This is a genomic window from Mesorhizobium sp. M1365 (assembly GCF_040317865.1).
Lineage (GTDB): Bacteria > Pseudomonadota > Alphaproteobacteria > Rhizobiales > Rhizobiaceae > Mesorhizobium.
On record NZ_JAMYLG010000015.1, the window covers coordinates 29,692 to 55,217 of the forward strand.

Annotated in this window: 22 protein-coding genes and 2 pseudogenes; 7 read left to right on the forward strand and 17 right to left on the reverse strand. The window is 62.2% G+C overall.

All coding sequences use genetic code 11. The features are described from left to right. Positions 1 to 488: 488 nt before the first annotated feature. On the forward strand, positions 489 to 2,417 hold the full coding sequence (locus tag NKH04_RS18095) for an adenylate/guanylate cyclase domain-containing protein (RefSeq protein ID WP_353044700.1): 1,929 nt from the start codon (positions 489 to 491) through the stop codon (positions 2,415 to 2,417). A gap of 445 nt (positions 2,418 to 2,862) precedes the next feature. Here NKH04_RS18095 and NKH04_RS18100 read toward each other — a convergent pair whose 3' ends face one another. The 8 genes from NKH04_RS18100 to NKH04_RS18135 form a co-directional block, all read right to left on the reverse strand. Continuing rightward, positions 2,863 to 3,252, reverse strand: coding sequence for a hypothetical protein (locus tag NKH04_RS18100; RefSeq protein WP_352541838.1), 390 nt, complete (start codon positions 3,250 to 3,252; stop codon positions 2,863 to 2,865). 131 nt (positions 3,253 to 3,383) lie between these two features. Further along, positions 3,384 to 4,499: an ABC transporter substrate-binding protein gene (locus NKH04_RS18105; RefSeq protein ID WP_353044701.1), complete on the reverse strand. Its 1,116-nt coding sequence runs from the start codon at positions 4,497 to 4,499 to the stop codon at positions 3,384 to 3,386. 73 nt (positions 4,500 to 4,572) lie between these two features. Then, positions 4,573 to 5,508 (reverse strand): SMP-30/gluconolactonase/LRE family protein, encoded by a 936-nt coding sequence (locus NKH04_RS18110; RefSeq protein ID WP_353032156.1) that lies wholly within the window; start codon positions 5,506 to 5,508, stop codon positions 4,573 to 4,575. Positions 5,509 to 5,537: 29 nt separating this feature from the next. Further along, positions 5,538 to 6,593, reverse strand: a complete 1,056-nt coding sequence (locus NKH04_RS18115; protein WP_352450612.1) for an ABC transporter permease — start codon at positions 6,591 to 6,593, stop codon at positions 5,538 to 5,540. 19 nt (positions 6,594 to 6,612) lie between these two features. Continuing rightward, positions 6,613 to 8,109: a sugar ABC transporter ATP-binding protein gene (locus NKH04_RS18120; protein ID WP_352780456.1), complete on the reverse strand. Its 1,497-nt coding sequence runs from the start codon at positions 8,107 to 8,109 to the stop codon at positions 6,613 to 6,615. A gap of 82 nt (positions 8,110 to 8,191) precedes the next feature. Further along, complete coding sequence (locus NKH04_RS18125; protein WP_353044702.1) at positions 8,192 to 9,076, reverse strand: NAD(P)-dependent oxidoreductase; 885 nt, start codon at positions 9,074 to 9,076, stop codon at positions 8,192 to 8,194. Continuing rightward, positions 9,073 to 9,648, reverse strand: a complete 576-nt coding sequence (locus tag NKH04_RS18130; RefSeq protein ID WP_352780460.1) for a gluconokinase — start codon at positions 9,646 to 9,648, stop codon at positions 9,073 to 9,075. Before NKH04_RS18130 ends, NKH04_RS18125 begins: the two co-directional genes overlap by 4 nt. Next, a complete protein-coding gene (locus NKH04_RS18135) occupies positions 9,617 to 10,354 on the reverse strand; it encodes an SDR family oxidoreductase (RefSeq protein WP_352771297.1) in 738 nt (245 codons plus the stop codon). The genes NKH04_RS18130 and NKH04_RS18135 overlap by 32 nt, the downstream gene beginning before the upstream one ends. 172 nt (positions 10,355 to 10,526) lie before the next feature. Here NKH04_RS18135 and NKH04_RS18140 point away from each other — a divergent pair, with 172 nt between their 5' ends. Further along, on the forward strand, positions 10,527 to 11,447 hold the full coding sequence (locus tag NKH04_RS18140) for a 2-hydroxyacid dehydrogenase (RefSeq protein ID WP_353044745.1): 921 nt from the start codon (positions 10,527 to 10,529) through the stop codon (positions 11,445 to 11,447). A gap of 14 nt (positions 11,448 to 11,461) precedes the next feature. Beyond that, on the forward strand, positions 11,462 to 12,493 hold the full coding sequence (locus NKH04_RS18145; protein WP_353044703.1) for an L-idonate 5-dehydrogenase: 1,032 nt from the start codon (positions 11,462 to 11,464) through the stop codon (positions 12,491 to 12,493). A 40-nt stretch (positions 12,494 to 12,533) separates the two neighbouring features. On the opposite strand, the gene NKH04_RS18150 is transcribed toward NKH04_RS18145, so the two are convergent. The 4 genes and pseudogenes from NKH04_RS18150 to NKH04_RS18165 all read right to left on the reverse strand — a co-directional run bounded on the left by NKH04_RS18150 (position 12,534) and on the right by NKH04_RS18165 (position 15,629). Then, entirely contained in the window at positions 12,534 to 12,908 is a 375-nt protein-coding gene (locus NKH04_RS18150; RefSeq protein WP_502913412.1) for a heme-binding protein, read from the reverse strand. A gap of 82 nt (positions 12,909 to 12,990) precedes the next feature. After that, complete coding sequence (locus tag NKH04_RS18155) at positions 12,991 to 13,983, reverse strand: LacI family DNA-binding transcriptional regulator (RefSeq protein ID WP_352474894.1); 993 nt, start codon at positions 13,981 to 13,983, stop codon at positions 12,991 to 12,993. A gap of 615 nt (positions 13,984 to 14,598) precedes the next feature. Continuing rightward, positions 14,599 to 14,721 (reverse strand): annotated as a pseudogene (locus NKH04_RS18160) (DNA-binding response regulator); the annotation flags it as partial. Then, positions 14,718 to 15,629: a sensor histidine kinase gene (locus NKH04_RS18165; protein WP_353044704.1), complete on the reverse strand. Its 912-nt coding sequence runs from the start codon at positions 15,627 to 15,629 to the stop codon at positions 14,718 to 14,720. The pseudogene NKH04_RS18160 and the gene NKH04_RS18165, both read right to left, overlap by 4 nt. A 514-nt stretch (positions 15,630 to 16,143) precedes the next feature. Here NKH04_RS18165 and NKH04_RS18170 point away from each other — a divergent pair. The 3 genes and pseudogenes from NKH04_RS18170 to NKH04_RS18180 form a co-directional block, all read left to right on the forward strand. Further along, the gene (locus NKH04_RS18170; RefSeq protein ID WP_352502783.1) at positions 16,144 to 16,446 is read left to right on the forward strand and encodes a BrnT family toxin; all 303 of its coding nucleotides are present in this window, start codon (positions 16,144 to 16,146) and stop codon (positions 16,444 to 16,446) included. Further along, positions 16,430 to 16,702: a BrnA antitoxin family protein gene (locus tag NKH04_RS18175; protein ID WP_352474883.1), complete on the forward strand. Its 273-nt coding sequence runs from the start codon at positions 16,430 to 16,432 to the stop codon at positions 16,700 to 16,702. The genes NKH04_RS18170 and NKH04_RS18175 overlap by 17 nt, the downstream gene beginning before the upstream one ends. A 53-nt stretch (positions 16,703 to 16,755) precedes the next feature. Beyond that, positions 16,756 to 17,262, forward strand: a pseudogene (locus NKH04_RS18180) (ATPase domain-containing protein); the annotation flags it as partial. Here the strand turns inward: NKH04_RS18180 and NKH04_RS18185 are convergent. From NKH04_RS18185 to tkt, 5 genes are all read right to left on the reverse strand, one after another. Beyond that, complete coding sequence (locus tag NKH04_RS18185) at positions 17,248 to 18,069, reverse strand: ATP-binding cassette domain-containing protein (protein WP_353044705.1); 822 nt, start codon at positions 18,067 to 18,069, stop codon at positions 17,248 to 17,250. The pseudogene NKH04_RS18180 and the gene NKH04_RS18185 sit on opposite strands and share 15 nt — an antisense overlap. After that, positions 18,069 to 19,055: an ABC transporter permease gene (locus NKH04_RS18190; RefSeq protein WP_353044706.1), complete on the reverse strand. Its 987-nt coding sequence runs from the start codon at positions 19,053 to 19,055 to the stop codon at positions 18,069 to 18,071. Before NKH04_RS18190 ends, NKH04_RS18185 begins: the two co-directional genes overlap by 1 nt. Positions 19,056 to 19,188: 133 nt before the next feature. Next, a complete protein-coding gene (locus NKH04_RS18195; RefSeq protein ID WP_353044707.1) occupies positions 19,189 to 20,205 on the reverse strand; it encodes a substrate-binding domain-containing protein in 1,017 nt (338 codons plus the stop codon). A gap of 202 nt (positions 20,206 to 20,407) precedes the next feature. Further along, on the reverse strand, positions 20,408 to 22,003 hold the full coding sequence (locus tag NKH04_RS18200; RefSeq protein ID WP_353044708.1) for an FGGY-family carbohydrate kinase: 1,596 nt from the start codon (positions 22,001 to 22,003) through the stop codon (positions 20,408 to 20,410). Then, positions 22,000 to 24,060, reverse strand: coding sequence for a transketolase (gene tkt, locus NKH04_RS18205; protein WP_353044709.1), 2,061 nt, complete (start codon positions 24,058 to 24,060; stop codon positions 22,000 to 22,002). Before tkt ends, NKH04_RS18200 begins: the two co-directional genes overlap by 4 nt. A gap of 223 nt (positions 24,061 to 24,283) precedes the next feature. On the opposite strand from tkt, the gene NKH04_RS18210 reads away from it, so the two are divergent. Then, positions 24,284 to 25,525 (forward strand): ROK family transcriptional regulator, encoded by a 1,242-nt coding sequence (locus NKH04_RS18210; RefSeq protein WP_353016406.1) that lies wholly within the window; start codon positions 24,284 to 24,286, stop codon positions 25,523 to 25,525. The last annotated feature ends 1 nt before the right edge of the window (position 25,526 follow it).

Genomic DNA, 25,526 nt, shown 5'->3' on the forward strand with positions numbered 1-25,526 from the left:
CGGATTTGCTATGGCTCGATCTGCCGCCAGCCAAAATGCAATGACAATAGCCAACGCTTGGGAGGCGTGCGTGGCGCGGATCGTAGTCGCACCGCAATTGCACCGCCGTGGCGTCGTAGTCGAGGTGTCGGGGTCCGCCGAGCCTCCTTGCGCCATCCTGATCTGATGTGCGTCCTGACATGGACTCTCCTTCCATGGCTGCATCGGGGCAAGCGGCAATTTCTGTCCTCACCAAAAGTCCGCTTTGTGAATAGCCGTTCATTGCGGCTGCCATGGATGAGCAACGGTTGGGTGGAAGCCTCACATTGCTGCGATCGATCTGAACTGGAACGGGCGCGCCATGAGCAGAAATTGAGAAACATCTTCCGAAGTGGACATTCGGGTGATGCGCTAGGCACGGAAGCAAGGAGGCTCGTGCATTCGGGGCGCGCCCTCTTTAAAGCCGTCACGGGGCTTGCAATTCGGTGGCGCATTGCGACACTTGTTGCATGAGCACGTCCGCACAACCAGTGCGTCTGGCCCGCCCCGAAAAGAAGCGGCGTCGCATCCCTATTGCGGTCATCATGGCGTTGAGTTTTGGCAGCCTCGTATTCCTGTCGGTCGGGGGCGTGCTCGCGTTGTCGGTCGGCGCCAATTTTCGCAACACGTTCGACTTGCTCGGCGCCCAGTCGACACTCCTGATCGATGCGATGGAGGACTCGCTGCGCGCAGAGATGGGGGACGCCGAGAACGCGGTCGACGGCATCGCGCAGCTGTATGCCCAGGGCGAGTTCCAGATCGACGACGAGGCGATGTCTGCAGCCGTTGCCGGTGCTCTGGCTACCGCCTCGGGGGTCGAGGCGATGCTGATCTGCACCCCCGACCTGGTCTGCCGCGGCGCCGCGCGCTCAGTCGAAAACAACGTTGCAACGGGCGCCATCGAGCATTTTCCGGCCAAGCCCGAGAAGTCGCCCCAAGTCCGCGCCGCCCTCGAACAACGCAGACGGGTCGGCGGCAGGCAATGGGGGGCATTCGTAGCCAACGAGTTCGGCCTGTACGCGCATGTCTCAGTGCCGCTGGCACGTGATGGCGTGACGCAGGCCTGGGTGATCGCGGCGGTCGAATTGCAGAAACTGTCCGATATCACGCGGGAGCTATCATCGCGATTTGGCACGCATGCCTTCATTCTCGATGGCGAAGACCGCGTGCTCGCCGACCAAAGGCTGGCCGATCCCGACGCTCTGAAGAACGGCGTCCTGCCGCTGACGCCGCTGGCCACGTATGGCGATCCGGTATTGGCCGCCTATAGCGCGCGGAAGGTAGAGCGGGATTTCGACACGCGCCGCGCCCGCGACATAGAAATCGCCGAGATCGACCGCAGCGTGGACAATGCGTCCGAGTGGAGCGGCGACGCCACCTACATCGCCATCACCCGCAAGATCGCAGGCTATGGCGACAAGCCCTGGACGCTCGGCGCGTATTTCGAGACCAGTCAGATCAGCAAGGAGATCGAGCGCGTGTTGGGATCGGCCCTGCTCGGTGTTGGGGCGATGGCCGTGGCGGTCATCGTCGCGATCCTGCTTGGGAGGCGCCTGTCGCGACCGATCCAGGCGATCGCCGGCCAGGCCATGCGCGTTGCCGATTTCGATCTCGACGGCGTGACTCCGCTGCCGCGCAGCAGGGTTCTGGAGTTGGACAACCAGGCTTCGGCCTTCAACGCCATGCTGATCGGTCTGCGTGCATTCTCGACGTATATTCCGCGCTCGCTGGTGGCCAAGCTGGTGCGCACCGGAGAGGTGGGCATCGCCGAACCGCGCGAAGCGGTCGTCACCGTCATGTTTACCGACATCGTCGGGTTCACCACGCTGTCGGAGCAGATGGACGCCGCAGCCGCGGCCAGGCTGCTGAACCACCACTTCGAGATCCTGTGCGGCGCGGTCGATGCACATGGCGGTACGGTCGACAAGTTCCTGGGCGACGGCATGCTGGCGTTCTTCGGCGCGCCGGATCGTCTGAAGGGCCATGCCGCCGCGGCCGTCCGCGCCGCCGCGGCGATCCGCGAGGAGCTGGACAAGGACAATCTGGAAGCGGCTGGCGAAGGCCGGCCTCCGCTTCATGTCCGCATCGGCATCCACACAGGCTCCGTCATCGTCGGCAATATCGGCGCATCCGATCGCGTGAACTACACAATCGTCGGCGACACCGTGAACATCAGCCAGCGGCTTCAGGAACTCGGCAAGTTGCTCGCACCAGATGCCGCGACCGCCATCGCCATTTCCGGCGAGACTGTTTCGCGGCTCGACGAAAAGTTCGAAACGATCCCGGCGGGCAAGCACAGGTTGCGCGGGCGCGGCGAAGCGACGGAAGTCTTTCAGCTTCGCAAAGTCGCGACGTCAGCACCGCCCCGTATAGACGTTCGCCACGCCCAAGCAGGCTAGGGCCATGCCGCTTCCATGCCGTTGATCGGCGGCTTGGAGAAGCCGGCGCGAATGCTGATTCCGGCTAATGTCGACTTCCAAAAAGAGAATTCGGCTCCGCAAGGTCTCGAAAGGGTCATCGGCGTGAATTCGTCCTGCGCGAACGACCTTCCCCTCGGGGTCGCTCAAAGACTCCCATCTTGCGGACCAACCTCACCAAGGCGTCTGGGCTCAAAAACGTCCCGCTCGAAGCCGGCTGCCAGTGTTGGTCAGGATGATGTCGCTGGCGACAGCACCTCTTCGAGCAGGGCTGTTGCAATGGCAAGGCTATCAGCAGCCATCTCCTCGTAGTCTGGCCTGATCATGAGCTGTGCGATCATCCGTCTGACGAACTCCGGATTCAGCTCTGCAAGCCGCTCCCTTGTTCGAGCGACACGATCCACGCCGGGCCCCGACCACGATGAAGTCAATCTCGCCCAGGCCCTCGAACGCGAATTTCTGAAACCTCGTCCCGTCGCCGTAATCGAGCGGTTGGAAACTCGTTCGCTTCGAAAACATGGTGATGCACACGGCCGGTGAACATCTTGAGCAGCTCTCCGGTCACATCGCGGCTCTGAAAGCGAACGTCGGACTGCAGCGCCTTGTTGCAGGCGTCCATGTCGGGATAACGGATGGCGAGCGCCATGGCATAGACGGGGGCGCCCTCATCCCGTGCCGTGCCATCCAGAACGCGCACCTCCTCGGCTCCAGGAAATTGCGTCCACAACGGCACTAGCCTTTCCCTGACAAAGCGCCGGAATTCGCTCTCGCGTCCGGGGTGGATTTCGCCTTCGAACAGGGCGTAGCGAATGATCATGGCGAGAGTTTCCCGATTTTCTGCGCTGGGATGGCCGCCGGCCGGCAAGGGCAGGTCGCGGTGCAATTCGTGGATTTGTCGTGCGAATGCGATGCGGGCGCATCGCGTATTGCGCCCGCATCGCCGGGCTCCTATTTGCCCCAGATCTTCTTGTATGCGTCGCGGTAGCCATTGCCGGGGTCGAATGAGTTATTCGGCCCACCGTCGAACTCGACATTGTCGGCCGTCACCACATGCAGCGGCGACAGATAGCCCGACCATTTTTCGCCAGCGATGGCGCGGTTCAGCTCGTCGACCAATTGCCAGCCCTGCAAGTTGAGCGGTTCGGCGACGGTCACCTTCTGGAACTGACCGGCGCGAATGCGCTGATAGGCCGATTCCGAACCGTCGCCGGCGGCGACATTGATCGGCGCGTCGGTACCGGCTTTGCCGGCGGCGGCAAGTGAGGGTCCCATGAAGTCGAAATAGAGGTCGTTGATCGCCAGCGAATGCGTCCAGGCATCGCCGTATTTCTGCAGCAGCGAAGTGGTCAGCTGCGGCATGCGCTGCGAAGTCTCGGCGATCGGCGTGTCGACATATTCGAGCACCTTGCCGCCCAGCCGCTCGATCTCCGCCTTCATCTTGTCGGCTTTGGCGATGGCGATGGCATAGGTCGAATCGGTGAAGATGACGACGCCGGGCTTGCCCTTGGCATCGGCGTAGGCCCAGTCGGCCGCGGCCGTGGAGACTTGCATGGCATCCGTCGACACGTTGGCGAACACGCCGCTTTTCTCGTCGGGCCCGATCACCGGTCCGGCATGCCAGGAGACCAACGGGATACCTGCGGCCTTGGCCTGTTCCAGCGCCGGCGCCTGCTCGACCGCGTCAAAACCGTTGATGACGATGCCATTCGGCTTCAACGCCATGGCTTGGCCGAAGGCAGCGGTGCGGCCGCCGATCGAGCCGGCGCCGTCAATCACCTTGACCTCCCAGCCGATCGCCTTGGCTGCTTCCTCGACGCCGTTGGTGACGCCCAGGATGCCGCCGTTCTTGAGGTCGCCGGCGAGCACGACGATCGTCTTGCCTTGCTGCGCCTTCGGACCGGTGGTCGGGCCATCCCAGGCCGTGACCTTCTGCGCATATTTCTGGACCACCGCCATGGCGTCGGCTGTGGCGTCCGCCCGTGCCTGGCCGGCGAACAGGACAGGAGCAGCGATTGTCATGGCCATCAAGGCGACGGATGATTTCAGGAATGTTCTGCGTTGCATGTTGGTACCTCCCTTGGTTTCTAGAAATTGCATGGTCTTTCAAACTCGGCTTTCGATTGGAGTTGGCGACATGTCACCGGCTGATGTCGCCCGCCACCGGACCAACACCGGCCGGATGTGCGTTGACGTAGATGGCGTAGAGGGATGTCTGAGCGGTGATGTAGAGGCGGTTGCGCTTGGGACCACCGAAACAGACATTGGAAACGAGCTCGGGAACCAGGATACGGCCGATCAGGGTTCCGTCCGGTGCATGGACGCGCACCGAGTCGGCGCTGGAGGCCCAGATGTTGCCGTCGCGATCGACGCGAAAACCATCGAAGAGGCCTGCCCCGCACTCGGCGAAGATGCCGCCTGCGCGCGCCGACCGGCCATCGGCGGCAAGGTCATAGGCCTTGATCGCGCGCGGCAGGCCGGGCACATGGCTGGCGCCGCTGTCCGACACGTAGAGGATCGTCTCGTCGGGCGAAAAAGCCAGGCCGTTCGGCTGCACCATGTCGGTGACAACGGCGCTCACCTCGCCCGAAAGCTCATCGAACCGGTAGACATGGGAGCCGCCGATCTCCGCTCTGGCGATCTTGCCCTCGTAGTGGCTTTGGATGCCGTAGACCGGGTCGGTGAACCAGATCGTACCGTCGGATTTGACCACCACGTCATTGGGTGAATTGAACCGCTTGCCTGCAACGGTTTCGACAAGCGTCTGCCAACGCCCGTCATGCTCGAGCCGGGAGACACGGCGCCCGCCATGCTCGCAAGCAACGACGCGGCCTTCGCGGTCGAGTGTGTGGCCGTTCTGGTAGTTACAATGGGCCTCGAAGATGCTGACGGAACCATCGCTTTCGTCGTAGCGCAGCAGCCGATCGTTCGGGATGTCCGACCACAGCAAATGCCTTGCGGCGGGGACATACACCGGTCCTTCCGCCCAACGGCTACCGGTCCATAGCCGTTCGAGCTTGGCATGCCCGATCATCAGCTTGCCGAACCGATCGTCGAGAACCTCGTAGTCGTTCATTCCATGATCCACGGGTTTGGCTCGATTTGTCACTTCGAGGGCTGCGCGACGGTCTTGGTCCTGTTTCTTTGCGCTGCGCCGCGCTTGCGCTGGGCGTAGCCGGCAATGCCTATGGCGACGAGCAGCGTGACGCCGTTGAACAATGGCTCGACGAAGAACGAGCCGCCGAACTGCTGGATACCGGAAATGCCGACCGCCAGGATGATGACGCCCGTCATCGTGCCCCAGACGTTGACTCGTCCAGGCTTGATCGTGGTCGAGCCGAGAAAGGCGCCGACGAGAGCCGGCAGCAGATACTCCAGTCCGACGCTGGCTTGGCCAATGCGAAGCTTGGAGGCGAGCAACACTCCTGTCAGCGCCGTCAGGAAGCCCGAGGAGATGAACGCCCCAATGACGAAGCGGCGCACCGGAATGCCATTGAGAGCAGCCGCCTTCGGGTTGGCGCCGATGGCATAAACGTAGCGGCCGATCGGCAGATATTCGAGAATGATCCACAGTGCGACGGCGATGCCAAGCACGTAGAGGCCGGTGATCGGCAGCCCGAACACCATCGTGCCGTTGAGCGCGTAGAAGCCGTTGGGCAACACGCCGACAACCTGCCGGCCGCCAGTGTGCCAAAGCGCCAAGGAATAGAGCACGGTGCCGGTGCCCAGCGTGGCGATGAAAGAGTCGATGCGGGCGACTTCGACCAGCAGGCCGTTGAGGAAGCCGGTCGCGGCGCCGAGAACCAGCACTATCATCACTGCCAGCGGCCACGGAATGCCGAACATGGTCTGCAGACTGATGGCCAGGATGTGCCACAGCACAATGCCGTAGCCGACGGTGAGGTCGATGCGTCCCGACGCCATCGGGATCATCGCCGCCAGCGACAACAGCGCAATAATCGCCTTGTCGGAGATGATCGAGCGCAGGTTAAGCAGCGTCGGGAACGTGTTCGGCAGCAGGATCGAAAACAACAGGATCAGCAACACCGTCAGGATAACCAGCCCGTAGACCGGCAGCAGCCGGATGACCTTCTGCCCCATGGACAAATCAGCCATCTCGCCGCGGGTCGGTTCGAGGGCGCTGGATTCGATCGATTGCATGAGTTCGCTCCCAGAAAGATCAGGCGGCTTCGGAAGCCGATGCCGCGGTGATCACGGCCGATGTGGTGAGGTCTTTGCCGGTGAGTTCGCGAACGATCTGTCCTCGCGAAAACACCAAAGCGCGGTGGCAGATGTGGGCAATCTCCTCGAAATCAGTCGACACCACGACGACGGCGAGGCCGGCTTCAAGCGCGCGGCCGATCAGCCGATAAATCTCTGCCTTGGCGCCGACATCGACGCCGGCGGTCGGATCCTCGGCGATCAGCAATGTACGGCCGGTGTGGAGCCAGCGCCCGACGACCACCTTTTGCTGGTTGCCACCCGACAGCGCCTCTATCGGCAGGTTCGGATCGTTGGGGCGCAGCCCGACGGAACTGCCGATCGCCTGCGCCAGCGCAGCCTCCCTGTGAGGCGCAAGGAAGGAAAACAGGCCGCGCTTGCCGGCGCCGGGATTGAGGAAACTGTTCTCACGGATCGATAAGGATCCAGCGATTGATTCTTCGGTCCTGTCACGCGCGATCAGGCCGATGCCGGACGACATCGCCGCGATCGGGCTGGACAGGTCCGGCACAGCCCCGCGGATCGTCACCGTGCCGGAAAAGGCCTGGCAGCCAAACAGCGCCCGGCCAACCAGTTCCTGCCCGGCACCGCGCAGGCCGACCAGGCCGAGCAACTCACCCTTGCGTACGTCGAAAGACACCGGGCCGGCACCGGCGCAGACAAGGTCGCGGACAGCACAGATCGTCTCGCCGGCCTGCGTTTGAGCCTTGCTGAAAACCTGGCTGACCGGACGGCCGACGATCATCTCGACCAGTTCGTCCGGTTTTGTATCGGCGACTTTCTTCTCGCCGACCAGCCTGCCGTCGCGCAGCACGGCGACGCGATCGGCGATGCGGAAAATTTCATCGAGGCGATGCGAGACATAGATCATGCCGACGCCGCGCTGCTTGAGCGGACGGATGGCGTCGAACAGCCGCTCGACCTCGTCGGCGGGAAGGCTGGCGGTCGGCTCGTCGAGCACCAGCACATCGGCCTCGGTAGCCAAGGCGCGAGCGATGGCAACCAGCGACTTTTCTGTACGGGTCAGATCCTGGACCCGCGTCGTCGGGTCGAAATCACAGCCGACCAGCTTTAACGCCTCCTGCGCCCTCGCCTCGGTCGATCGCCAGTCGATCAGGCCAGAGCGAAGCGAAAAGCCTTGGGCCAGGCCGACATTCTCGCCGACCGTCATCCATTCGATAAGACCTAGATCCTGGTGAATGAAGGCTACGGGCTGGCGCTGGTTCGGCCGCGGCGGGCGATGATGGTAGGGCTCGCCGCGAAACAGGATTTGGCCGCCATCCGGCCGATAGATGCCGGCGAGCGTCTTGATCAGCGTCGACTTGCCGGCGCCATTCTCGCCGAGCAGCGCCAGGATCTCGCCCTTGTGCAGATCAAGCGTCACGTCGGAGAGCGCGCGGGTGCCGCCGAACTCCTTCGTAATTGACTTGAACTCGATCAGTTTTTGCTCGGTCACAATGCGTTCCTCCCGAGATCGCCCAAATGATGTTATCGATAACATTTCTAGGCGTCAAGCATCAAAGAATAAGGCCAACGGATCAGCTGGTCTTGCCGTCGAGCAGACGCATCATCTCGGCCGAATCGTTCGGCCCCAATCCAGCGGCGCAGAGCAGGCGATGGATCTCGACCACCTGCCCGGTCATCGGCATCGGCGTCTTGGTTTTCAGCGCGAAGGCCTGTAGCGAATCCAGATCCTTCAGCATGTTGTCGATGCGGCCGGTGGCTGAAAAATCCCGGGCAGCGAATTTTGCCATGAATTCCTGCATGATGCTGGAATCGGCCCGCCCGCCCTTGAGTGCCGCGGGGATTGCCTTCGGGTCTACGCCGCCGGCTTCGGCAAGCTTCACGGCTTCGGCGACAGCCTGGAACAGTACGGCGCAGAACAGCTGGTTGATCAGCTTTGTCGTCTGCCCCGCCCCACTCGGCCCCATCAGTGTGTAGTTGGTGCAGAGATGCCGCATCACCGTGCGCGCCTGTTCGAAGTCTTCAGCCTCGCCACCCGCCATGACTGTCAGCCTGCCGGCCAGCGCGCCGGGAACGCCGCCCGAAAGCGGGCAGTCGAGCCATTTCATGCCGGTCTCGGCTGACAGCTTCCTGGCCATCTGCGCGGTGTCGACGGGATCGATCGACGACATGTCGATCAGCAGCTTTTCCGACGACGCCGCAGCAGCGACACCACCATCGCCAAACACCACCGAACGCACGATATCGGCATGGTTGAGACTGAGGACGATGAAGCTGCTCGCCCGCGTTGCTTCGGCAACCGATGCGGCGGCAGCCGCACCCTTTGCAGTCAGCGCTGCAACCTTGACCTTGTCCAGATCGAATACCGTTACGGCTAACCCAGTCTCGATCAGGCGTGTGGCGATCGCCGACCCCATGATGCCGGCACCGACAACGGCGACTTTTGTTGGTTGCGTCATTTCAACGTGCCTTTCTTTGATCTGGCAGGGCCGACCCCAAATGTGCCCAGACCCTGCAACACTCTATCGGCAATCGTGTCGACAGGCGCCTCGATGTCCACTGTGACCACCAGCGGTTCGTCGCCGGGATGCTCCAGTGTGGCGAACTGGCTGTCGAGCAGCGCTGGCGGAAAGAAGTGGCTGCGGCGCTCGGCAAGCCTGGCTTGCAGCACCGCACGTGAACCGTCCAAAAATACGAAAAGCACCGGCCCGATAGCACCATGGCGAAGGCGATCGCGATAGGATTTCTTCAGCGCCGAGCAACTCGCGACGAGCCCGCGTCCTTGCTCATGTGCATGGCGCAAGGCTGCGCCCAACAGGTCCAGCCAAGGCCAGCGATCCTCGTCGGTAAGCGGTATGCCCGCCGACATTTTCTCGACATTCCCGCGCGGGTGCAGCGCGTCGCCTTCGACAAAAGCGAGCCCTAGACGAGCCGCGATCGCGATGCCAATGCTGGTCTTGCCGCAGCCGCTGACACCCATCACGACGATGGACCAGGACTCAGAGGCAGGTTGTGATGCCGCCATCGACATAGAGCGTGTGTCCATTGACAAAGGATGAGGCCGGTCCAGCCAGAAAGATCGCCGCGCCGACCAGTTCGCCGACATCGCCCCAACGACCCGCCGGTGTGCGGTTGGTCAGCCAGGCTGAAAACTCGGGATTGTCGACCAGCGCCTGGTTGAGCGGCGTCTTGAAATAACCCGGCGCAATGGAATTGATCTGCAAGCCATGCTTCGCCCAATCGGCACACATTCCGCGCGTCAGGTTGCGCACAGCGCCTTTCGTGGCCGTATAGGGCGCGATGTTCGTCCGTGCCAGTTCGCTTTGCACCGAGGCGATATTGATGATCTTGCCGCGCCGCCGCGGGATCATGTGCCGCGCCACCGCTTGTCCCACGAAGAACACGCTGGAGATGTTGGTGCGCAAGAGTTCCTCCCATTTGTCGGCGGGGAAATCCTCGAGCGGCATTCGGAACTGCATGCCGGCATTGTTGATAAGGATATCGATGGCGCCGATCGTCGCCTCGATCTCCGCGACGCCGTTCGCCACCGCAGCATGATCGGTGACGTCGAAGACGGCGCTATGGACCTTGTGTCCCTTCGCTGTCAGTGCATCCGCAGCTGTTTTGACCTTTTCGGCGCTGCGTCCGTTGAGCACGATTTCGGCGCCGTGCTGCGCCAACCCCTCGGCCAGCGCCAGGCCGATCCCCTGTCCCGAGCCGGTGACCAGCGCCCGCATGCCGGTCAAATCGAATAATGAACTGCCCAAATGCTCCTCCTGAGCAATGTTTCCTGAGCGGCCACGATTTCCAACGCACTGCCGCCAGTCCCTATTGACATGAATGTTATCGATAACATAGTCAATGGAAAAATGAGTTCGCACAGGAGACGACGCCGTGACCGACATTTTGATGACAGGTCCCTATCCCGATTGGGACATGGGAGATCTTGAGGCGAAATATCGCGTCCACAAACTTTGGCAGTCCGAGGACAAGGACGCGTTGCTCTCAAGCCACTCCGGCGCGATCCGCGCCATCGCTACGCGCGGCGAGCTTGGCGCAAGTGCTGCGCTGATGAGAAAGCTGCCGCAGCTCGAAATCGTTTCCTGCTATGGCGTCGGCACCGACGCCATCGACCTCGCCTATGCCAGTGCGAACGGCATTCGTGTCACCAATACACCTGATGTTCTAACCGAGGACGTAGCCGATATCGGGATCGGGCTGCTGCTCGCCGTGGCGCGAAAAATCCCGCAGGCCGACGCCTATGTACGCGATGGAAGCTGGCGCAAGGGCAATATGGGGCTGGTCACGCGTGTCTGTGGAAAAAGGCTGGGCATTGTCGGCATGGGCCGCGTCGGTGCGGCGGTGGCGAAGCGCGCCGCTGCATTCGACTGCACGATTTCCTATTTCGACAACCGCAAGCGCGACGATCTTCCTTATGCTTTTGTCGGCGATCTGGTCGAACTGGCGCGCGACAGCGAATTTCTGATCGTAACGCTCGCCGGCGGCGAAAGCACAAAACACATGATTAATGCGTCGATCCTGGCAGCGCTTGGAGCAGACGGTATCGTCATAAATATTTCGCGCGGCAGCACGATCGACGAGACCGCGTTGCTCGCGGCCCTGGAATCCAGTGCCATCAAGGGTGCCGGGCTCGACGTGTTCTGGAACGAGCCAACCATCGACGAGCGCTTCCTGAAGCTTACCAGCGTCGTGCTGCAACCGCACCACGCCAGCGGCACGGTGGAAACCCGCAAGGCCATGGGTCAGCTCGTTCGCGATAATCTCGCGGCCCATTTCGGCGGACAGACCTTGCTCACACCGGTCGTCTGAGAAGGGATCACATCATGAAGTCGATCGTCATCCACGCGGCAAAAGACCTGCGGATCGAGGAGACCGATCCGGGCTCCCCTGGCGCCGGACAGGTCGAGATCGCGGTCGAGGCTGGCGGCATCTGCGGCTCGGACCTGCATTATTACAACCATGGCGGCTTCGGCGCGATCCGCCTTCGTGAACCCATGATTCTTGGCCACGAGGTTGCGGGCACGGTGCGGGCCCTCGGCGACGGCATCTCCACACTTGCGGTGGGCGATCGCGTGGCGATCTCGCCCAGCCGGCCCTGCAATGCCTGTCGCTACTGCCTGCAAGGCATGCAGAACCAGTGCCTCGACATGCGCTTCTATGGCAGCGCCATGCCGATGCCGCACATCCAGGGCGCCTTCCGCCAGCGCCTGATCGCCGAGGCGTGGCAGTGCCACAGAATAGCCGACCACATCTCCATCAACGAAGCCGCTTTCGCCGAGCCCTTCGCGGTGACGCTGCATGCCATGAACCGCGCCGGCTCGCTGCTCGGCAAGCGGGTTCTGGTCACCGGCTGCGGGCCGATCGGCGCGCTTTGCATCCTCGCCGCACGAGCCCACGGCGCGCGCGAGATCGTCGCCACCGATGTCATGGAGGGCGTGCTGGCGAAGGCCCTGGAGATCGGTGCCGACCGGACGATCAATGTCGCGACAAACAGCGAAGAGCTCGCCGCCTACAATGTCGACAAGGGTAGTTTCGACGTGATGTTCGAGGCCTCCGGCAATGAACGCGCGGTGCGTGCAGGGCTCGATGTCCTGAAGCCGCGCGGCGTGCTCGTGCAGCTCGGTCTCGGCGGCGATCTGTCGATCCCGCAGAACCTCATCGTCGCGAAAGAGATCGAGATGCGGGGCACTTTCCGTTTCCACGAGGAGTTTGGGATCGCCGTCGACCTGATCAATCGCCGCCGGGTGGATGTCAAACCGCTACTGACGGGCATCTATCCTCTCGACGAGGCGGTCGCGGCTTTCGACATCGCCGGTGACCGAAACAAATCCATGAAGGTTCAGATCGCGTTCTGAAGATCCTTCGGTTGCGCTGGAGGCGCATCGGCACATCGCATTAAATCACGTCGGCGCCAACCGCCGCCAAGGCGGCGTGTGCCACATCGAAATCCTGCTCGCCGGTTCCCGACCCGACGCCGATGCCGCCCGCAAGGCGTCTGCCGAAGCAGATCGGCAAGCCCTCGGGCAAATTGGTCACGTCGCCCTGCGATGCGATACCGGCTGAGAGCGCCGCTTCGAACGCCATGCCGCCAGTAGCGGCGTTTATTGACGCCGCGGTGCACGCCTTCGCCTCCGCCGTACGCATGCTGAGGAACCGCGCGCCATCCATGCGCAGGCTGGCGAGGACTTCGCCGCTCGCATCGACGACCACGAGACATTGCGGCACGCCCATCGTGACGGCGCGCGCTGCTCCGGCTGCAACGGCTTTCAAAGCACCGTCATGCGTGAGGGTGATGGTCTCGCGAACATCGCTGCTGGGCTGCCCTTCGCTGCGTTTGAATCGATGCAGGAACTCAGGTGCTTTCGCGCTCGACGACGCGATAGCTTGTGAGGACGATTTCTTCGCCGTGTCGTTTCTCGTCGCCTCGGATCACCTGGATCAATCTGCGGGCGGCCTGTTGCCCGATGCCGTAGCAGTCGACATTCACGGTGGTGATGCCGGGATGGCAAAAGGCGGCTACCTCGTAGTCGCCGAAGCCGGCAATGGCGATGTCCTGCGGGATCCGCATGCCCCGGCGCTTGCATTCCATCAGTGCGCCGAAGGCCGAAAGGTCCGAAACGCAGAGTACGGCTTGCGTGTCCGGCCAGCGCTCCAGCATGCTGACGACGGCCTGGCCTCCCTGCTCGATGGATATCGGCGGCACGCCAAAGGAAACGAGGCGCCCGGTTGGCAGGCCGAGTTCCTCAATGGCTCTGACAAAGCCTTCGCGCCGTTGGCTGCCGCGCGTGTCGCGCGAGGTCGTGCCACCGATGTAACCGAATTTATTGTAGCCTTTTCTGGCCAGCGTCTTGACGAGAAGCCCCATCGCCTCTTCGTTGGAGAATCCGACCACCTGATCGATGGGTTTCGCCGGCAACTCCCAGGTTTCGACTACAGGGATACCCGCGTTTTTAAGAAGCCGGCGGGCGCGCTCCGTATGGGCGCCGCCGGTCAGAATGATGCCTTCGGGCCGCCGACGGAGCATCGCTTCGATCAGCTTTTCCTCCTTCTCGACCGTATAGTCGGTGTAGCCGAGCAGAAGCTGGAGTCCCGTGCTCTCCAGTTCATCCGTTATGCCGCGCGCCGTATCGGCGAAGTTGGAATTGTTGAGTGATGGAACCATCGCGGCAACAAATCCAGTCTTGCGCGAGGACAGGCTGCCGGCCGATTGGTCGAGCACGTAGCCGAGGTCGTTGACCGCGACCATGATCTTTTCCCGCGTGGCCTTGGAAACGAGGCTGCCCTCTTTCAGGGCGCGTGAAACCGTCATGGTGGACACACCTGCCCGCCGCGCCACGTCGACCATCGTCGGGGCGTGGCTCTCGCCCGGTCTCGATGAGGCGGCCTTGGCCATCATGCCGCTCCACCAGCCGGCAGCGATGTGCCCAAGCAAAACGCTGGACACTCGGGCACAAGCTCTCTGCGGCGTCCGGCATCGCTCATGAACCACCCGTTGGAATCAACTTCACGCAAGGCATGTTATCGATACCATATCAAAAGACAACAGCCACATACGTCCCAAGCGTAAACATGGTCATGAGCACCGGTTTGGGCCGCGATCACACTTTGGCTCTACTGCCGACGACGATTGCCGAATGAGGTCCGCCCGACAGGACCGGACACCGTTTCTTCGATGCCTGCCGGGCGTGGGTGCGCCAGCTCTGGCAGCCAGGAGCAGCAGGGCAGGAACGCCCGCCATCGGGATGCCGGCACCACACGATAGACCGCCTTCATGTAGTTGGCGCTCCCGAGCAGATAGATCGCCGGTCCGCCAGTGAGGATCAGGACTTAGGTTAGGCCGTCTCGAGCGGATCATGGGAATGCGCCAGCACCAGATCGTTGCCGACGGCGGCGGCGATGACCCCGCCGACCAGGATCCCGCGGGCATAACGAGGCCTATCTGCCGAATTGTCGGAGGTTAGAACTCTTCCGCCGAGGAGAACGACTTCGCGTTGAAACCGAACGCTCTAAGCAGGTCTGGCAGGGACTCGCGCACGGATTCATCGTCGTCGACGACAGACACGAGTGGTTGCACAACTTTCATCGAATCCCCGCTGAACTCTGCGCATTGCCCATAGCCGATGCGCGCATGGTGCCGACCTCGCGAAGCCCTTCCCCGAAGTACTCCGGGATGGAGAATGAGAACGTAGCACCCGGGCCACGGTTCCGTTCAGCCCACAGGCGTCCGTTATGGCTCTCTATGATGGTGCGGCTGACGGACAACCCGATCCCCATGCCCTCGCTTGTATAGAACGCCTCGAAGAGGCGCGCCGTTCCTTCCGGCCCGAAACCAACGCCGGCGTCCTGTACGGAGAGGTGCACGTGATCGTCTTCGTCCAATTCGGTTCTGATCACCAGCTGCCTCGGGCGGTCATCGACGCCGCTCATCGCATCGGAAGCGTTCCGCAGCAGGTTTATGATTACCTGTTGAAGCTGGACCCGGCCACCGCCGACCGGCGGAAGCCCGTCGGCGAACTCGGTGTGCAGCGCCACCCGGTTTCGTTGAAAATCGCCGGACGACAGTGCAATCACCTCTCGCGCAGCCTCGTTCAGATCAATTGGTTCGATCGTTGGGGGCCGTTTGCTGAAAAGCGCGCGCAATCGTGCAATCACGTCCGCCGCACGATTGCCGTCGCGGATGGTGCGGCGCGCGGTTTCTTGCGCGACCTCGATGTTTGGCGGGTCGGCCGCCAGCATGCGAAGGCACGTGCTGGCATTAGTAATGATTCCTGAGAGCGGCTGATTGACCTCATGCGCGATCGAGGCCGTCATTGCGCCGAGGCTCATTACCCTCGTGAGGTGGGCGAGTTCCGACCTAAGTTTGTCGTGCGCCTGCGCCAACAGCCGGCTTTGTGTCACGTCCTGAACCGCGCCGACGCATTCCAGTCGACCGGTATCGTGCTTTATCACGCGGCCGAATACTCTGACGTGTTTAATGCTGCCATCAGCCATGAGAAGCCTGATGTCGTATTCGGGATTGTCCCGACCGGAGCGCACCCGACGGGCGGCTGCACGATGCCAACAGCCTTGATCGTCGCCAGCAGCAGGGGGCCTGCGGGCTGGACTTGGAACGGCGCGCCTTGTCGGGATTGTCCTTGAGCGAGCGCGGATCAACGAATTTCAGTTCCATGGGAATGCTCCTTGGAGGTTGCAGACGCGGCCTTTCACCGGTCCTTTCTCGTCCTCCTTCCGAAGACATCCCCCTGCCCGCGGAGCGGGCGGGCCGGTGCAACTGCCTGGTGAGCATCCCTGCCCGGCAGGACAAGCGGGGCTTTCAGCCCTGCGCCGGACGACGCGGCCGGGATTGCGAGGCTGGCGGTTGAGCGTCAGCGCCACCGGTCTGGCCGATCAGCGAGGGGGTTTTCCTTGCCTCCATTTCCTCTCCCTATGCTGTCCAAATCTGCTGGGCGGAGCGCTCACGCCTGACGGAGCTTGAAATCCGCGTATATTATAGCAATATACATCGATGATCGAATGGGAACGGATTGCCGGCTTCGACTGGGATGCGGGCAATGCCCGCAAGAGCATCGACAAGCACGACGTCAGCCAGGCCGAGGCGGAACAGGTGTTCTTCAACGAGCCGTTGCTGACCGTTCCCGACGCAAAGCACAGCGCCATCGAGCAACGAATTCATGCTCTGGGGCGCACCGATGATGGAAGGCTGCTGCACATCACCTCCACGCTTCGGGACAAGGACACCAAGATCCGGGTGATTTCTGCCCGGGATATGAGCCGCAAGGAGCGAGGCTACTATGACCAAGACAGCTAAGCCGGTTCCGACCTTTGCATCGGAGGCCGAGGAGCGCGCCTTCTGGGAGTCCAACGACTCCAGTGAGCATGTCGATTGGAGCAAGGCAGAGCGGGTCCGCCTGCCCAACCTCAAGCCGTCGTCGACCTCGATCTCGTTGCGGCTGCCCAATAGCCTGCTCGAACGGATCAAGGTCGCGGCGAACAAGCGCGACGTGCCCTATCAGTCCCTTATCAAGACCTGGCTGTCCGAGAAGATTGACGCCTCTCGAGGCTAAGGAGGCCGGCCTTAAGCCGCCTCTACCTCGCCCGGGTAACGAGCGGCAATGCCGATCTTGACAGGATGACGAGCGGGGGCTTCTTCCGCGACAGCGTTACGCTGGTCAGCGGCGCGACCGGCACCGGCAAGACGCTGCTGGTGACCAATTTCCTGGTCGGTGGCGTCGCGGCCGGCGAACGCTCCTTACTGGTTGGCTACGAAGAAAGCCGCGGTCAGCTCATTCGCAACGCGCGCAGTTGGGGTGTCGATTTCGAGACGATGGAAGCGGAAGGCGGGCTCAAGGTCGTCTGTCTCTATCCGGAGGCGCAAAGCCTTCCCGACCATCTGCTGATGATCCGTCAATTGGTCGAGGAATTCAAACCGGATCGGCTTGCCATCGACAGCCTTTCCGCGCTCGAACGCATTGCGCCGGAGACCGGCTTTCGCGAGTTCCTGATCAGCCTCACATCCTTCGTCCAGAACGGATTCAGGCGACCCGCTTTAGGTCTTTGTTTTATGCATGTCGTTCTCCCAAGACCGAGCTCACTTTTGGGCGACATTGCATTAGCGAAAAGCTGATGCTGCCGGTTTTTCGAACTTCGCCGCGCCGGTCATGATGGCGACGACATCGCCCATGGTGTGGGTTTTCGGACTGACCACGGCCGCACGTTTGCCCAGGCGCATGATGTGGATGCGGTCGGCGATTTCGAAGACGTTCGGCATGTTGTGGCTGATCAGGACCACCGGCAATCCGCGCTGGCGGATCGCCCGGATCAGGTCGAGAACCTGGCCAGTTTCGCGCACGCCGAGTGCTGCCGTCGGCTCATCCATGATCGCGAGCTTCTTGGCGAACAATGCCGCTCTGGCGACCGCGACGCCCTGACGCTGGCCGCCTGACAACGATTCGACCGCGCTGCCGATCGACGGCAGGTGGAATTTCAGGTCCGCCATGCTGCGCTCCGCCTCCGCGCGCATAGCCTTCTTGTCGAGCATGCGCAGCACATTGCCGAGGAAGCCGGGGCGGCGGCGTTCCCGGCCGAGAAACAGGTTGCTGGCGATGTCGAGCGCGGCCGCAACGGCGAGATCCTGGTAGACCGTCTCGATGCCGAGCTTGCGTGCTTCCAGCGGACCCTTGAAGTGGACGGGTTGGCCGTCCAGCAGAATGTCGCCGCTGTCGGGGACGATCGCGCCAGTCAGCGCCTTGATCAGCGAACTCTTTCCAGCGCCGTTGTCACCGACCACCGCCAGGATTTCGCCGGCGCGCAGTTCGAAATCGACACCGTCGAGAGCGGTGACGTGGCCGTAGCGTTTGACTACGTTGCGGGCTTCGAGGATGACGCCACCCGGGGTGGTCACCACTGGCGCTCTCGGCTCGACAGGCGTCATCACCGCCTCCCCCTGGTCAGTTGATCGAGCGCGACCGCCACGATCACGAGAATGCCTGTGATCAGATCCTGCCAGAGCGGATCAATGCCGGCGAGCGTCAGCCCGTTGCGCAGGACGCCGACGATCAGCGCGCCTATTAGGGTGCCGATCAATCCGCCCCGGCCGCCGAACAGGCTGGTGCCGCCAATGACGACGGCGGTGATGGAATCGAGATTGGCGGTCTGCAAGGCATTGGGGTCGGCATTGGGGATTCGGCCGAGCGCCAGCCAGGCCGCGATCCCGTAAATGAACGCCGCTAGGACGTAGACCGACAGGAGGAGCCGGCCAACAGGTATACCGACAAGCCGGGCGGCTTCCGGATTGTTGCCGACCGCATAGACATGCCGTCCCCATTGCGTCTGGTTGAGAAGGAACCAGACCATTCCATAGAGGAGGAGCATGATGATGACGCCGTAGGTCACGATGAAACCGTTCAGGCGGATGGTGTTTCCCGTCCAGCCGAGAAATTCGTCGGTGACCGCAAAAGCCCCGCCCGCCGAAATCAGCCTGAGCGCGGCGGTGATGATGCCCAATATACCGAGGGTGACGATGAAAGGTGGCAGGCGCAGGCCGCTGATGAGGCCCCCCGCCGCGACACCGGCCGCCGAGCAGGCGAGAACGGCCAAGGTCATGGCCGCGATCGGATCATAGCCGCTGTTGGCCAGTTTTCCGGCAAGGATGGTGCCCAGTACGCATATTGCCCCCACCGCGAGGTCGATGCCGGCGGTCAGGATGATCAAGGTCTGGCCAATGGCCAAGGTACCGATGATCACCGTCTGCTGGAGAATGATCGACAGGTTTTGAGTGGCGAGAAACCGCGGATTGGTCAGCGAAAAGATCACGCCGAAAGCGAGCAGTACCAGCAATGGGCCCACCGATGGCGTGCCTATGACCTTCTTGGCAATGCTGGACGTCCTGCCGAAAGAGAGTGCCGATGGCGAATTCATAAGTGCCCTCTGGAACAGTCGCCGCGTTCCCAGCCTCAAGGGTCGGGCCGGAAACGAACGGGACCATGCCGATACAGATATACCGTCTTGCCGACGGCCTGTCCGGCATGGTCCCGCCGGGAGAATTCAAAATTCAGTCGCCCCAGCAGTTCTTGAGGCCCCATTCGGTATCCTTGGAGTCGATCCCTTCAATCGGCTTGTCGGTGATCAGGAAAGAACCCGTATTGACGAAGCCGCTCGGCTTCTTGCCGCTGGCGGCATAATCGACGACCGCGTCGACACCCATGGCCGCCATCTTGTAGGGGAACTGCATGACCGTCGCGGCGATCTTGCCGGCCTTGACGTCGCGGACACCGGCGCAGCCGCCGTCAATCGAGGTCAGCATGACATCGGCTTCCTTGCCGAAGGATTTCAACGCCGCGTAGCCGCCGGCGGCGGCTGGCTCGTTGATGGTGTAGACCGCATTGATCTCGCTGTTCTTGGAGAGCAGGTTTTCCATGCCGACCTGGCCCTTGTCCTGCGCGCCATTGGTGATAGCCGAGCCGGCAATGGCCGGATCACCTTCGGCAAGCCCGAAGCCCTTCAGATATCCATTGTGCCGGAACGTATCGACCGTGCCGCCGGGCGTTCCATCGAGCATCGCCAGCACCGGCTTCTTGTCGCCGAGCGCCTTGCGGGCATAGGCGCCCTGCTGCACGCCGGCCTCGAAATTATCCGTGGCAAAGGTGGCGTCGACCGCTTCGGCCGGATCGGTCGCCGTATCGAGCGCAATCACGAGCACCCCCGCATCGCGCGCCTTCTTGATGATACCCAGCATGCCGGTCGAATTGTTCGGCGTCACCAGTATGCCTTTGGCGCCGGCGCTGATCAGATCCTCGATCGCAGTGACCTGGCCCTCATTGTCGCCGTCGAACTTGCCAGCACGGGCGATCAGCTTGGCGCCCTTGGCCTTGGCCTCCGCTTCGGCGGCCTGACGCATTTTCACAAAGAACGGGTTGACCTCCGTCTTGGTGACGAGGCCGACAATGACTTCATCGGCCAAGGCATGGCCGGTCACTGCAAAGGCGGTCCCGAAGAACACCAGGCCCGCAACGGCTGATTTCACGATGGTTCCGGATTTGGTGCCGGTCGACATAGGCAAAGTGAACATGAACTCCTCCCGAGTTGTTGAACCTTTCTCCTCAAAGGCTCACCGAGTTACGCATATGTTTTGCATAGAGTCAAACATTATATCTATAATTATGTATGTTTTTATACATAATTATAGATGCGAGCCGCGCCTCATGCGTGCCCTGCACGTCGAAGGATGGCGGTTCCGCAAAAGAGATCGACGGGGTTGGCAATCGCCTTGCTCAGGCCACCGATTTCGTTTCTTTCTCCGGCCGGTCGAGCGACGCCGCCCTGTTCAGATCATGCATGGCGTTGCGTACGGTCCGGCTGTCGCTGAGCTGCCGATAATTTTTGTAGAGAGACCGGTAGGCGGCCGCGCTTTCGCGGCGTGGGTGATAGGGGGTGAAGGTGCGCGCGCCGAACCGGGCCGTGCCCTCGGCGAAGCCGCTCACCAGTTCGGCCGCGACCGCGCCATGAACCGCCGCGCCGACGGCCGTCGCATGGGCAATGGTTGGAACCTCCACGACGCGCCCCAGCACGTCGGCCATGATCTGCACCAGCAATGGATTGTTCTGGGCCAGCCCGCTCGTCAGGATGATGCGGTTGATGCCAAAATCGCCGGCCTCGAAGAGGTCGACCACCGTGCGAGCGCCAAAACACAGCGACTCGATCAGTGCGCGGTAGATGCCGACGCCCGTGGTTTCGGTGGTGAGACCGAGAAGCAGGCCGCTGAGGTCTGAATCCGCGAGCGGCACCCGGTTGCCGTTCCACCAGTCAAGCGCCACGAGATGGTTGGCGCCGGGTTCGAGCCCGGCTGCCTCACGGTTGTAGACACGGAAACTTTCAGCCTCGTCCGCGCCACGCGGAAAGGCCTTCACGAACCAGGCGAGCATGTCGCCAAACCCAGCCTGCCCGGCCTCGTAGCACCAGAGATCGCGAACCGATCCATCCTTGGCCACACCTTCGATGCCGGGGGGCAAAGGACGGAACTGTTCGTTCAAAAAGAGATAGACCGCAGACGTTCCGAGCGCACCGACGAGACAGCCGGACGACACGGCCCCGACCGCGGGCAGCACGACGTGTGAATCGATGACCGCCACTGCGACGATCGCGCGGCCAGTGATCCCCGTGCGCGTCCGCCATGCCTCAGACAAGCCTCCAGCCGGAGTGCCGATACGGCGCGGCACCGACAATCTTTCGGAAAGACCGGGCACGATCCCCTGCGGATAGCCTTCGGTCTCGGAATACTGGGCCTTGTAGGCTGCAAAACCCAGACTGCGCATTTCGCGGCCGGTCAACTGCCAGACAAGCCAATCGCCGGACTCGATGAACCTGCCGGCGGCGCTCCAGATGTGCGGTGCCTCGTCCGCGATCTGGGCGGCCTTGGGAAGCAGCCATTCCCCGGAAAGCTTGCCGCCGAAATTGCGCAGGAAGGATCCGCCCCGACGGTTGATCGCGTCTGCGTAGGGCTGTGCGGCGCGATGTTTCCACAGTTTGACATAGGCATGAGGCTCGCCAGGGTGAAGTTCGGAAAGGGCTGTTCCGTCGGTGGTGGTCGGCATCGGCGAGCTTGCCGAGAAGCCGAGCCCGATCGACTCGATGATCCGTCCGCGCCCCAGCACACCAAGGATTTCTTCCGCAGCATCGAGATAGTCGGCGGCGTTCTGCAACGCCCATGAGCGTGGCAAGGGCGTGCCGTCACGAAGGCTTTGCGTCATGACGTCATGGCGATAGGCATGCGTGTGGCTGCCGATCTGCTCGCCGGTTGCGGCGTCGATCAGGACGCCGCGGGCTGATCCGGTGCCGTAATCCAGTCCGATGACATAGGTAGCGGTCATCTCGCCTGCTGCCTTCCCAACTCCGGCGACGCAGCGCGGCGATGTTTCTCGAGCGCCCTGCGGACCGCCTTTTCGACGGCGTCTATGGTCAGGTGAAAATGCTCGTAGAGGATCTCGGCCGGGGCCGATTCGCCAAACGTGTCGATGCCGACGCATTCGCCTTCGAGGCCGACATACTTGCGCCAATAGTCGGTGACGCCGGCTTCGACGGAGATGCGGGGCACGCCCCGTGGCAGCACCTCGGCCCTATAGTCGTCATCCTGCCGGTCGAAAGCACTGGTGGACGGCATCGACACCACGCGAACCTGAACCGCTTGCTTCGCGAGTCGCTCCTGGGCGGCGACAGCGAGCTGTACTTCGGATCCGGTCGCGATGACGACGGCATCCAGCCGGCCATCTTCCCGGCGCAGCACATACCCGCCCCTGCGCACCGCTTGAACCTGGGCTTGGTCGCGCGGCTGAAACGGCAGGTTCTGCCGGCTAAGCGCAAAACTAGTCGGCGTCGCCACCTGCTCCAGCGCAACCTGCCAGGCAACCGCCGTCTCAACGGTGTCGCATGGTCGCCAGACGTCCATGTTGGGCATCAGCCGGAGCGTAGCCAACTGCTCGATGGGCTGATGCGTCGGACCGTCCTGACCGAGCGCGATGGAATCGTGGGTAAAGACATAGATGGCGCCGAGCTTCATCAGCGCTGCCATCCGCAGGGCGTTGCGCGCATATTCCGAAAACATCAGGAACGTGCCGCCGAATGGACGCAACCCGCCATGGGCCATCAGGCCGTTCATGATCGCGGCCATTCCGAACTCGCGAACGCCGTAGTAAATGTAGTTGCCGCCCGAGACGGAGGTGATCGGCTCGGCCCCCTTCCAAAGGGTGAGGTTCGAACTGGCGAGATCTGCCGAACCGCCGATCAGCTCGGGAAGGAAGCCGGAAAAGGCCTGAATGGCATTCTGGCTTGCCTTGCGTGTGGCCAGCGTTTCGGCTTTTTCGACGGTTTGCGCAACGAACGCATCCGCCTTGGCGGCGAAGGCCGTGGGAAGATCGCATTTGGCTCGCCGCTCGAACTCCGCCGCTTCATTGGGGTAGACCTCGCGGTATGTCTCGAAGCGGCGGCGCCAGTCGGCCTCAGACATAGCCCCTCTGACCGAGGCGTTCCACGCGTCGCCAATCTCTCTTGGGACGTCAAAGGGCGCATGCGGCCAGTCGAGAGCAAGCCGAGCCCCGCCGACTTCGTCGGCGCCCAGCGGAGATCCATGGCAATCGTGACTGCCCGCCTTCGTCGGCGCTCCCTTGCCAATCGTGGTCTTGCAGCAGATCAGCGTCGGGCGGGTTGCATGCGCTTTTGCCGCGGAAATCGCCTGGTCGACTGCCGCAATATCGTGCCCGTCCACATCAGCAATGACCTGCCAGCCATAGGCCTCGAACCGCTTCGGCGTATCGTCCGAAAACCAGCTCTCGACATGGCCGTCGATGGAAATGCCGTTGTCGTCGAAAAGCACGATCAGCTTGCCCAGACCGAGCGTTCCGGCAAGCGAGCACGCCTCATGCGAAATGCCTTCCATCAGGCAGCCGTCGCCTGCCAGGACAAAGGTGTGGTGGTCGACAATGTCGTGTCCGGATCGGTTGAATTTGGCGGCCAGCGTCTTTTCGGCAATCGCCATGCCGACAGCATTTGCGAGGCCTTGCCCAAGCGGCCCGGTCGTAACCTCAACTCCCGGCGTATAGCCGAATTCGGGATGGCCCGGCGTCCTGCTGCCAAGCTGCCTAAACTGCCGGAGATCGGCGATCGAGACATCATAGCCTGTGAGATGAAGCACGCTGTAGAGCAGCATCGAGCCGTGGCCGTTGCTGAGCACAACGCGGTCGCGGTCGGTCCAGGCCGGATTGGATGGATTGTGACGAAGGTGCCGGTGCCAGAGCGCGACCGCGATCTCGGCCATGCCCATCGGCATGCCTGGATGGCCGGACTTGGCGTTCTCGACCGCATCCATTGACAGCGCGCGAATGGCGTTCGCCAGGAGATCCGGTCGGGCTAAGTCCTTTTGCGCTGATAACATGCGATATTCCGTCGATGGAGTGACGGAGAAACACCGGAACGGCGCGGTCGGTCCGCGCAAGTTCGTCGTTCCTCCCAGACGATATACTCTTAGTCATCGATATATCTATAAGTCAACGTATTATTGCATATTTTTGTACAAAAGCTATGCAGCTTTCTTGCAGACACGCCTTTATCTCCCGGGGGTTTGTGGCTAAATCTCAGGGCGAACGGGAAAGTGCGGAATGGTCAGGACAAATGGTACGGCGGAGCATCCCGCCCTTGCAAACAGCGGGGAAATTCTCTCGCTGATTGCCACTGGCGCCGCCACGTCCCGGTCAGCGTTGCTCGACGCGTCGGGATTGTCACGCGTGACTGTCACCCAGCGCCTGAATGCGCTGATCGACTCAGGCCTGATTCGCGAGACGGCCCGCACCATGCCGAGTGGCGGAAGGCCGACGCGCGTGCTTGGGATCAATGAACGGGCGGGTTTCTTTCTCGTCGCCAATATTGGCGAAACCTACATCCATCTTGCCGCAATGGACCTCGAACCCGCGATCGTCTCGCAAAGCACAATACCGTTCAACGCGTCGGACGGACCGGCGGCTTCCCTCGAGCAGATTGCCGACGGGTTCGACATTCTTGCAGCGAAGGCTCGAACCAGCCATGGCTCGCTTTTTGGGGTCAGCCTCAGCATGCCCACGCCGGTCGATTTCAAACGCGGCCGCGTCGTCGGTCCCTCGGTCCTTCACGGGTGGGACGAATTCGACATCATCAGCTGGCTGTGCCGTCGTTTCGATGTACCAATCTATGTCGAAAATGACGTAAACCTCATGGCGATCCACGAGCACCGCCAGAATTTCCCGCATGTCGATGACATGTTCTTCATCAAGGCGGGAACGGGTATCGGCAGCGGCATCATCGCCGGCGGCAAGATCTTTCGTGGCGCTCAGGGCGCGGCCGGCGACATCGGCCATATCCAGTTCAACTCCGAGAACGCGCCTTTGTGCCGCTGTGGCAAGCTCGGTTGCGTTGAAGCCCGCGCCGGCGGCTGGGCGATTGCCCGGGATCTCTCAAGCAAAGGCTTCAAGGCGGAGAACGCCCGCGATGTCATTTTGTTGGTTGAAATGCAGAAACCGGAAGCCCTGATGCTGCTGCGCAGCGCCGGGCGGGTGATCGGCGAAGTCGCCTCCGATGTCGTCAGCATCCTCAATCCGAGCCTGATCGTGGTCGGCGGCACGCTGGCCAGGGGCGGAGAGTTTCTGTTGTCGGGTATCCGCGAACTCGTCTACCAGCGATGCCTGCCGCTCGCCACGCGCGAGTTGCAGATCGTGCTTGCCAACCCGCAAAAGGACAGTGCCCTTTTTGGCGCTGCCTATCTGGCGCTTGAGGATATCTTCAGCCTCGGGAAAGTGGAGGAACTCATCGATCGACTTGCCGTCGACCGCGCCAATCCAATTTTACAAAGCGGCAGGATTTCCAGATGAC